This window comes from Luteolibacter sp., assembly GCF_058122085.1.
The window spans coordinates 1-8374 of sequence record NZ_JBIKBQ010000147.1 but is presented as its reverse complement, the minus strand read 5'-3'; the positions used below and the strand labels follow the sequence as shown (position 1 = coordinate 8374).

The window sequence follows — 8374 nt, the reverse complement described above, 5'->3', positions numbered from 1 at the left end:
CGCCGTCCGGGATGACGCGGGAGATGTCCTGGAGTTTCTCGTTGCCCTTGAGTGTTAGGAGTTTCACGCCTTGGGCGTTTCTTCCCGTTTCACGGACTTCGGCGGCGCGGATGCGGATGCTCTGGCCGCTGGAGGTCATGAGCATGAGCTCGTCTTCCTCGGTGACGGTGACGGCACCGACGACGGGGCCGGTTTTGTCGGTGACCTTCATGGTGATGATGCCTTTGCCGCCGCGCGATTGCTTGCGGTAATCCTCGAAGGTGGTGCGCTTGCCAATGCCGTTTTCGGAGGCGACCAGCAGCGTGGAGCCTTCGGTGACGAGTGCGAGGCCGATGACGAAGTCGCCTTCGCTTGGGCGGATGCCCATGACGCCGGCGGTGCCACGACCGAGCGGGCGGGTGTCGTCCTCGTGGAAGCGCAGGCTCATGCCTTCGTGGGTGACGAGGATGATCTCGTCGCCGCCGGATGTCAGGCGGACGCCGATGAGCTCGTTGTCCTCCTCAAGGTTGATGGCGATGATGCCGTCCTTGCGGTAGTTGCGGAAATCGTTGACGGCGGTTTTCTTCACCTTGCCGCTGCGGGTGGCGAAGAAGACGTAGCCGGCTTCCTCGCGGAAGGTGATGTCGTTGCCATTGTCGTCCACCGTGCGTTCGAGGCGGAGGAGCGCGGCGATCTTTTCCTCGGGCTTGAGGTTGAGGACGTTCTGGATGCTGCGGCCCATCGCGGTGCGCGAGCCTTCGGGGAGTTCATACACCCGCTCGACATACATGCGGCCGGTGTTGGTGAAGAATAACAGATAGTCATGCGCCTGGACGCTGAAGAGGTGCTCGATGAAATCGTTCGCCTCGTCCTTCTTGGTGGCGCGGGTTTCCATGCCCTTGAGGCCCTTGCCGCCGCGGCCTTGGACGCGGTATTCGCTGGAGAGCGTGCGCTTGATGTAACCGCGGTGGGAGAGGGTGACGATCATCGCGTCGTTGGCGATGAGGTCCTCCATGGCGACCTCGCCGACTTCGGCGACGATGTTGCACTTCCGTGGAGTTGCGAACTTGTCTTTGATGACGCGGAGCTCGTCCTTGATGATGACGAGCACGCGCTCCTCGCGGGCGAGGATGTCCATCAGGTCCAGGATGTCGGCGAGCACGGCGTCGTATTCCGCCTTCACCTTGTCACGCTCCATGCCGGTGAGTTGATAGAGTCGGAGTTCGAGGATCGCGTTTACCTGGCGCTCGCTGAAGGTGTAGGTGTCGCCGGAGATGGATGCCTGCGAGCGGATCAGGATGCCCAAGCCTTCGGCGGTGGCTACCGGGAAACTGTAGGCGGCGAGGCGTTCGCGGGCTTCGTCGCGGTTTTTCGAGTTCCGGATGATTTTGATGAACTCGTCGAGGTGGCCAAGGGCGAGGAGGAAGGCTTCGAGCAGCTCGGCGCGTTCCTCGGCTTTTCCTAGCAAGTAACGGGTCCGGCGGATGACGACCTCCCGGCGGTGCTCGATGTAGGCGTCGATGGCCTCCTTGAGCGAAAGCTGTTTCGGGCGGTTTTTGTGAATCGCCAGCATGTTCACGGAGAACGAGGTCTCCATGGAAGTGAGCTTGAAGAGCTGGGCGACGACGACCGCAGGACGGGCGTCTCGCTTGAGTTCGATTTCGATGCAGGTGTCCTCGGCGGATAGATCCCGCATGCCGGAGATGCCGGTGAGGATCTTCTCGTTCACCAGTTCGGCGATGCGCTCCTGGAGGGTCGCGCGGTTCACGCCGTAAGGGACGCCGCGGATGATGATCATCGCCTTGCCGTTGGCGTTTTCCTCGATCTCCATTTTCCCGCGCATGCGCATGGAGCCGCGGCCAGTGCGGAAGTATTCCTCGATGCCGCGGATGCCGCGGATCTCGCAGGCGACCGGGAAGTCCGGACCCTTGATGTAATGCATCAACTCGGGCAGCGTGATCTCCGGATTGTCGATCTGGGCGCAGATGCCATCGACGACTTCGCCGAGGTTGTGCGAGGCGAGGTTGGTGGCCATGCCGACGGCGATGCCGGTGCTGCCGTTGACGAGGAAGTTAGGGAAGGCGGATGGCAGGACCGACGGCTCCAACTGCGAGCCGTCATAGTTGGGAATCATGTCGACCGTGTCCTTGTCGAGATCGTCCATCATCGCGATGCCGAGCGGATGCAGTCGCGCCTCGGTGTAACGCATGGAGGCGGCGGAGTCGCCTTCCACCGAACCGAAGTTACCCTGGCCGTCGATGAGCATTTCGCGCATCGACCACGGCTGGCCCATGTTGACGAGCGAGGTGTAGATCGACATGTCGCCGTGCGGGTGGAAGTTACCCATCGTCTCACCGACGATCTTGGCGCACTTGACGTGGGGCTTTCCGGGGCCGACGCCGAGTTGGCGCATCGCGTAGAGGATGCGGCGCTGGGAGGGCTTGAGGCCGTCCCGGACATCGGGGAGGGCGCGGGAAATAATCACCGACATCGAGTATTCCAAGAAGGACTTGGAGAGTTCTTCGGCGACGTTGATGGGCTTGATGTTAGCTTCGGACATGGTGGGAAAATGGGGTCAGGCGCGGGAAAGGGCGTTGGCGGAGACGAAGAGGTTGCGGACGCGGAAGGCGGCGGGGCTTTCTTGGAGAAGAACGGCCTTCATGTTGGGAGATTTGGCAGCGAACCATGGAATCGGCATGATCCGGCAACTGCTATTCACCCAATCAGGAGCTTCGAGGTTATGAACCTGACAAAGATATGCAGCCGTGGATGCCACGAAGGCATCCGCGTAGCCACCATCTTGAATGAGGGGGGAGAGTAGTTCAGGCTCATCGAGAAGGAGGTCCGGATTTGGATTTGCTTTGAAACGATCCAAAAAGTTTTTGATCGCATAGCTGAAATCGGATTGAGCGGCGACATTCGCCATGCTTTCTCGAAGCGTTTCATTGCTACGGCTCATGAGTTAGTTTCAGGGTTAAGTTCGGCGACCAATTCTTCGATATAAAACCTCACCCGCGGAGGCAGCAAACTTTCTTTGTAGTAGCGGGTGACGAGATCACAGACCGCTGCTGAGTCGGTGATGCCTGTGTGCTTCAGGAGAGTGATGATGTCCGCTCGATCACCCTCTGAGCCGAACTCCGCCGCCCGACTTGCCAGACATTTCATGGCCAGAAGATACTCTGTTGTGGGGCGAAGGATGCGGAGATTGGAAAAAACAGGCATCCCATCGGCTGTGATTTCCGCTTTATCGGAGATGAAGTCTTTGACTCCATCATTCAGCCAGTCTGGCTCGAATCCGAATTCCTCGGCGACTTGTCTCGCTGAGTTGATTACGTCTTGTTTGGGTGCAAAGATTCCATCCACATCGCGAGTGGACTCGCGGGCATCGAAGGCAAGGACCATCGCGGCTCCGCCGAAGATGCATAATTCTCCCATGATTCCCTTTTCGTGCAGCAGTTCGTTCAAGCGCGAGAGTGCGGCGAGAATGAGCTCTTTGGAAAGTTTGTCTGAGGGGGTCATGTTATACTCTTTTTGACACGCCGACTAAAGTCAGCGCTCCGCTTTAGACGTCCAGATTTCTCACATTAAGCGCGTTGTCTTCGATGAACCGCTTGCGGGGCTCGACGATGTCGCCCATGAGGACGTCGAACATCTTGTCGGCTTCGACGGCGTTGTCCTCGTCGAGGCGGACGCGGAGGAACTGGCGGACTTCCGGGTCCATGGTGGTTTCGAAGAGCTGCTTGGCGTTCATTTCGCCGAGTCCCTTGAAGCGCTTGATCTGGACGCCGCGGCTGGCGATTTCGAGGACTTTCCCGAGGATTTCCGGGACGGCGAAGACCGGGGTGATCTTCTGTTTGTCGCCTTCGCCCTCGATGAGTTCGAAGATCGGGGTGTCGTCGTTGAAGAAGACGGCGGTGTCGATGCCGCACTCGGTGAGGCGGGAGAAGATGCGGGCGATGGCGTGGGACTCGTGGAGTTCGTGCAGGTTCGCGCGGCGCGACGGGCCGGTGTGGGCGGCGAGCTCTTCCTCGGTTAGAATTTCGTCGAACAGGCGGAGGTCGCGGTTCTGGGCGGCGAAGGCGCGGAGGTCGGCTTCCTTGGAGAAGTAGGTGAGCGCCTCGTCGTTGCCGGTACGGATGCGGATCATGAACTCCGGAAGCGCGCCGTTGACGCGGGCTGCGAGGTATTCTTTGAAGTTGCCGCCGTTGCCTTCGATGGTGGTGGAGAAGCGGGAGAGTGAGGAGAGGTTTTCGAGGATCACCTTGAGTTCGTCCGCGGTGAAGCTGCGGGATTGGTCGAAGGTGCGGAGCTCGACTTCGCCGGCACCGAGATCGATGAGGATGCGGTTGAGCTGGTCGTTGTCCTGGACGTATTCCTGGCGCTTTTTCCGGCTGACCAGATAGAGCGGCGGCTGCGCGATGTAGAGGTAGCCGCTTTTCACGAGGGCCGGCATGTGGCGGCAGAAGAATGTTAGCAGCAAGGTGCGGATGTGTGAGCCGTCCACGTCGGCATCGGTCATGATGACGATTTTATGATAGCGGACTTTGTCGATGTTGAAGGCGCCTTCCTGTTCGCCGTCGCCGATGCCCGCGCCGATGGCGGTGATCATCGACTGGATTTCCTTGTTCTGGAGCGCGCGGTGGAGACGTGATTTCTCGACGTTGATGAGCTTTCCGCGCAGCGGCAGGATCGCTTGCGTCCGCCGGTCGCGGCCTTGTTTGGCGGAACCACCGGCGGAGTCTCCTTCGACAATATAGAGCTCGGACTTCGCGGGGTCGCGCTCGGAGCAGTCGGCGAGTTTGCCGGGCAGGCCGCCGCCTGATAGGGCGGACTTGCGGACGGTCTCGCGGGCTTTCCGGGCGGCCTCGCGGGCACGGGCGGCGTTGACGGATTTCTCGATAATCTTTTTGGCGAGGCCGGGATTCTCATCGAAGAACTGCATCAGGCCTTCAAAAACGATAGACATGATGACGCCTTCGATCTCGCTGTTGACGAGCTTGTCCTTGGTCTGCGAGCTGAAGCGCGGGTTCGGCATTTTCACCGAAATGATCGCGATGAGGCCTTCGCGGACGTCGTCGCCGGTTAGGGCGGGGTCCTTGTCCTTGAGGATCTTGTTGACCTTGGCGTATTGGTTGATGCCGCGGGTGAGGGCGGTGCGGAAGCCGGTGAGGTGGGTGCCACCGTCGCCGTTAGGAATGGAGTTGGCGAAGCAGAGGATCTGGTCGTTGTAGGAGTCGTTGTATTGGAAAACCACGTCGGCGAAGACGTCGTCGGTGGTTTTCTTGCCGTCGTAATCCAGATCGATGGCGCGCTTGCCGTGGAGGATGACCGGCTCGTCGTGGATGAGCGTTTTGTTTTCGCCAAGCTGGGCGACGAATTCCTCGATGCCTTTCTGATAGAAAAACGTGGCCTTCTTGGCGGACTCTGGACGCTCGTCCTCGAGGTCGATGGTGAGGCCGGGGTTGAGGAAGGCGAGTTCGCGGAGGCGGGTGGCGAGGCGGTCGAATTTGAACTCGATGGTATCGACGAAGATCGTGGCGTCCGGGAAGAAGGTGATCATCGTGCCGGTTTTGCCGGGATCGACCTCGCCGATGACGTGGAGCGGGATGGTGGTTTTTCCGCGCTCGAAGCCGATCAGGTGGACTTTGCCATTCCGCATGATTTCCGCCTTGAACCAGTCGGACAGGGCGTTGACGCACTTCGCACCGACGCCGTGGAGGCCGCCGGAATATTTGTAGGCGCCCTGGCCGAACTTGCCGCCGGCGTGGAGATTTGTCAGCACGAGCTCGACGGCGGGCATGCCGAATTTCAAGTGCATGTCGACCGGAATGCCGCGGCCGTTGTCGGAGATGGAAACCGAGCCGTCGACGTGGATCGCGACCTTGATGCGGCTGCAATAGCCGGCGAGGTGCTCGTCGATCGAGTTGTCGAGGACCTCGAAAACGCAGTGGTGGAGACCGCGCTCGTCGGGATCGCCGATGTACATGCCGGGGCGCTTGCGAACGGCATCGAGGCCTTCCAGCTTATCGATTTGGGCGGCATCGTAAACCTGCGCTGCGGCTACTTGGGTTTCGGCTTTTTGTGGCTCGTTCGAAGACTCGGACATAGTGGGGCCAGAGGGTCTAAAATCCTCCCCCCGGAGACAAGGAATTTCGTGCTTTTTTCGCGCTTCAAGATTGGCTTTTAACCGACTGGTTATGAGCGGGTTGCAAGCCGGCTAGCGACGAATCCAATCCTTCATGAACCAAGACACCGCGAGGCAGGCGCAAAACGCCCGAATAAACAGCATGATGATCCACAAGGTTTTCGCGGTTTCCCTCCGCTCGAGGTGCTGTTGATCCACGATGGAGTCGCCGGCGATGCGGCCTCTTTGGCGGCTAGAGGCGGCTAGAGGCGGCTTTGGAAGGGAGCGCGGGAGCGTGGATGGGTGCGCCGCAGGCGGGACACGGGCCGCTCACGCCAGCCAGACGGCGTTCCACCGTGAGTTTCAGGCCGCAGGACGAGCAGTTGAAAGCGAGCCGCCCGGCGGAGTCGGAAGCTGGAGTTGAATCAGGCAACACGCTGGCACCCTGCGTCTGCCGACGGGGACAACTCAAGCAGGAACCACTCAGCGATCCATGCCGAGGCACTTGCGCTGCCAGTTGAGAAGCGCGTCGGCTGGCTGGACGTCGCCTGCCGCAAGGGATTCCAAAACGGCGCGGGGAGCGATGAGCGAGCCTTCGATGTCGAGCTTTGCGGCGGCTTTTTCGCGGGTGGCGATCAAGGCGTCCACCTTCGCTTCAAAGTCGCGGTCGCGTTTGCGGCGCTTGCCCGCCGGGCGTTCGGGCCATTCCGATTCGGAAAGTTCCTCCACGGCAGCGAGCGCGGTGCGGAAACGTTTGACCCGCTCGGGGCGGAAATGGCTTGGAATGGCGATGTTCTTTTTCGCGGCCAAGTCGATGCTCCATTCGAGGAGCTGGCGGTTCGGCGCAACCATGAACGACGGGCGATCCCAAGCTTTCGCCTCGCCATCCCGCCACTGCCAGAGCGCGCGGAGGCAGGCCAAGCCGTAAGGCTCCAGCTTGCCGGATCCTTGGACCCGCCAGTTTTCCTCTTTGGAATCATCCCGGTCCAAAACCTTCTGGCGGGCCGCGATGCAGCTTTCTTCAAACCACTCGTAGCGGCCTTTTTCCTTGAGCCCGGCGACGATCATGTCGCCCATTTCCAATAGATAATGCACGTCGTTGAGCGCGTACTCGATCATTTTGGGTGACAAGGGACGTCTGCCCCAGTCCGCCTTTTGCGAGGATTTCGAGAGATCGACTCCGAAATAATGGCTGACCAGATCGCCCAGGCCGAAGCGCCGGACGCCGAGCAATCTCGCGCCGATCTGGGTGTCATAAACCACCGCCGGAAGCGCTCCGAACTGCCGCTTGAACATCGTCATGTCGTAGTCGGCACCGTGCATCCAGACGACCGCCTCGGAGAGATATTCACCGAGGGAAGAGAGGTCTTCGATCGCCAGCGGGTCGATCAGAACGCACTGGCCGCGGTCGGCGAACTGGATCAAACACAGCGATTCCCGGTAGCGATGCAGGCTGTCCGCCTCGGTATCAATCGCGCAAATCGGCTGGGTGGAACCCTGCCTGCTTGTCTCAAGATGACTAATTAGCCGTTCTGCGGTATCGATCATGTCCGAACTCATCAACTGGAAATCCAAGGGGTGAAAAATCCAGCCCATTGAAGATTCTCAAGCCGGATCATGGGGTTAAGATGGGATGGGGGCTTCCGGCTGACAAGGGGAAATTCGACGAGCCCCCCGCAAAAACGATTAGGCCACTTGGAACGCCGCGGCTTGCTCCGGGGTCAATTCGATGAATTGCCACGGCAGCCCGTGGACGTTCAGGTCGGCCATGAAGGCGTCCGGATCGTGTTGCTCGATGTTCCAGACGCCGGATTTTTTCCAATCGCCGGCGAGCATCTGCTTGGCACCGATCATCGCCGGGACGCCGGTGGTGTAGGAAATCGCCTGCGAACCGACCTCCGCGAAGCAGGCCTCGTGGTCGCAGATGTTGAAAATGTAGATCGCCTTCGCCTTGCCGTCCTTGAGGCCGGTGATGACGTTGCCGATGCAGGTGCGGCCCTTGGTCGTCTCGCCGAGGTCGCTCGGATTCGGCAAAACCGCTTTCAGGAACTGCAACGGGACGATTTCCATGCCTTGATACATGACCGGATCGATCCGCGTCATGCCGACGTTCTGGAGCACTTCGAGGTGTTTCAAGTAGTTCGGCGAGAACGACATCCAGAACTGCGCGCGCTGGATCGTGGGAATGTGTTTCACCAGCGATTCGAGCTCCTCGTGATACATCCTGTAAATTTCGTAGGTTCCCACGCCGTCCGGGCAGGTGAACGCCTG

At 60.0% G+C, this 8374-nt stretch carries 6 protein-coding genes; all 6 read right to left on the bottom strand.

From position 1 onward, the window contains the following. Positions 1 to 2539: DNA gyrase subunit A (gyrA, locus tag AC4DF4_RS16990; RefSeq protein WP_490049301.1), on the bottom strand; the 2539-nt coding region annotated here is incomplete at its 3' end. A gap of 15 nt (positions 2540 to 2554) precedes the next feature. Continuing rightward, a complete protein-coding gene (locus AC4DF4_RS16985) occupies positions 2555 to 2905 on the bottom strand; it encodes a hypothetical protein (protein ID WP_490049300.1) in 351 nt (116 codons plus the stop codon). A 29-nt stretch (positions 2906 to 2934) separates the two neighbouring features. Next, on the bottom strand, positions 2935 to 3498 hold the full coding sequence (locus tag AC4DF4_RS16980) for a DUF6036 family nucleotidyltransferase (protein WP_490049299.1): 564 nt from the start codon (positions 3496 to 3498) through the stop codon (positions 2935 to 2937). A 43-nt stretch (positions 3499 to 3541) separates the two neighbouring features. Further along, a complete protein-coding gene (gyrB, locus tag AC4DF4_RS16975; RefSeq protein WP_490049298.1) occupies positions 3542 to 6085 on the bottom strand; it encodes a DNA topoisomerase (ATP-hydrolyzing) subunit B in 2544 nt (847 codons plus the stop codon). A gap of 501 nt (positions 6086 to 6586) precedes the next feature. Further along, positions 6587 to 7651 carry a ribonuclease D gene (locus tag AC4DF4_RS16970; protein ID WP_490049297.1) on the bottom strand — a complete coding sequence of 355 codons (1065 nt, stop codon included), beginning with the start codon at positions 7649 to 7651 and terminating at the stop codon, positions 6587 to 6589. A 138-nt stretch (positions 7652 to 7789) separates the two neighbouring features. Beyond that, a partial coding sequence (locus AC4DF4_RS16965) for a saccharopine dehydrogenase family protein (RefSeq protein ID WP_490049296.1) occupies positions 7790 to 8374 on the bottom strand: 585 nt, incomplete at its 5' end.